Below are 2,083 nucleotides of genomic sequence, written 5' to 3' on the forward strand. Positions count from 1 at the left end.
TTCCCCGCGCACGCGCCGCGCGTCACGCGCAATTCGTTATCGATCTGAAGTTGCGCGAGTTGCGGCAAGACGTCGATCGACACGCCGCCTTCCGGATTCGGCGTCAGCGTGAACGACAGCGACTTGAACGCGTAGAGCAGCGGGTCGGGACCGACGTTATAGGGCGCGGTTTCGTCGGCATCGAAGGCGGGGAGGTCGCGTGTCGACGGATCGAAGTAACGCTTGTCCAGCACCAGCGCGCCGTCGATGCCCGAAATGCCGTTGCGGCGGATCTGGTCCACGAGATCGATCAGTTCTTCCGGCACGAGCTTGGGATCGCCCGTGCCCTGGACATAAAGATTGCCGTGAAGGATGCCGTTGGCATCGACTTCGCCGTCGGCATAGGCCGTCGTTTTCCAGCGATAGTCAGGTCCCAGCAGCGACAAACCCGAGTAGGTCGTGACCAGTTTCATGGTGGACGCGGGCATCATCGGCACGTTTGCGTTGAGCGCGACGAGCGGTACGCCGCCGGCGCCGATGCGCTGAACCACCACGCTCATCGATGAAAGCGGCACATGCGCCCGTGCGAGCGCTGCCATGACGGTGGGCGGCAACGGGCCGGCGGGAACCGCGACGCGCTCGAAGTTGTTCTTCCTGGCGGCCTTCTCGGCCTTGGTGGTCTTGAGCGCCTTGGTCGTCCTCGCGACCGCGCTTTTGCCGGCCTGCTTTTGCGATTCTGTTTTTGTGCCGCCGCCGCTGCGGGCCTCGGCGGGCGTGCTCAGGCCCATACCTAGCGCCGATACAACCACGGCCAGCGCCGTGACAGCGCGCCACCCTTTGCCGATGGAAACTTTTGTGGTCTGCAGTGATGCTCTATACATGTGTTCGGATCGTGTTCGTGCTGCGGTTTTGCGGACGCCGGCTAACGGAGTGCCGGTATTGTAGAGGCGCTTGTGATTACGATTGTTAATTCCGCGTCTTTCAGAGTCATCACGGCATGAGGCCGTTGGCGAGACGTCCGGGCAACGCCTGCTCCGCCGCGTTTATCTTTCGGTCGCTGTGCCACAGCAAATCGATATCGATATCGGCCAGACATCAAAAAGGTCATAGACGATTCGACGCAGGTTGCGACGGCGGTGCTGGACAACAGCACCGCCTTTTTTTGTCGCAAAACGTCGATGAAACCGGGATGCATCAACCCGGCCGCTATCCCAAAATTAATACCACTTGAATACCAATTTACGACCGGCTAGTCTTCTTCGTTCAGAGAAATCCATGCGGTGATCAAGAACCGCAGCGAGGAGGAGACGTGACCAGATTCCAGTCATTATGTTTTGCAATCCTAACAACAACGTGCGGTGCGTCGGCAGGGGCTGAACCTCCGGCGTTCGAGGACGACGAACTGACGCGCGGCACCGCGCAGCCTTGGCGTTCCGAAGAGATGCCCAGTCTTTTCTCGAAGTCCGAGACGACCGTCAGTACGACGTTTTACTCAAGAAACCGGCATGCGACCGATCACGCCGGTGATATCCATGTCAACGCGCTCTCATTGGGTATCGACTGGCGCTCGGGCTATGCGGCGGGTCCGTGGGGATTTGTCGGCGCGGACGTGTCGGGATTCACCAACCTCCGGGTCGCGCCGGGCACAGGCTTGTCGGAAGTGCTTTATCACGACTATCGCGATGACGCCGACAAGACCTATGCAACGCTCGCCCATGCTGCGCTGAAATGGCGCAGCACCGCGACGGGTGACGGATGGCAGGTTCGGGCGGGTTATACGCCGCTGAGTGTCGGCACGCTCGGGTCATCGGGCGGATTGCACTCGCACGCGTACCGCGGCGCCGAAGTGAAATATCACGTGGCGGGCTGGGAGTTCGGCTACGCGCTCGCCGATCAGTTCCGCAATGAATGGGACAACCGCTTCCGGCCGATGACCAATGCGTGGCATCAGAACCGCGATCAATACGACGGCACGGCGAGCCGGATCGACTATGTGCATAGCGCGGGGATCCGGTACGAGGCGGCTGCCGATACCTATGTCGATGGCGGCGTGGGCGAGGGCAAGCGCTACAGGCGCAACGCGCAGGTTGCCGCGACGCGTGCA

Annotated in this window: 2 protein-coding genes; one reads left to right on the forward strand and one right to left on the reverse strand. The window is 61.2% G+C overall.

Annotated elements, in window-relative coordinates; translation table 11 throughout:
- A partial coding sequence (locus ACRXB1_RS35075) for a D-alanyl-D-alanine carboxypeptidase/D-alanyl-D-alanine-endopeptidase (RefSeq protein WP_449494659.1) occupies window positions 1-860 on the reverse strand: 860 nt, incomplete at its 3' end.
- Between the two features lie 560 nt (window positions 861-1,420).
- Between ACRXB1_RS35075 and ACRXB1_RS35080 the strand changes: the two genes are divergently transcribed.
- A partial coding sequence (locus ACRXB1_RS35080; protein WP_449494660.1) for a hypothetical protein occupies window positions 1,421-2,083 on the forward strand: 663 nt, incomplete at its 3' end.

Source organism: Caballeronia sp. M23-90, from assembly GCF_053574605.1.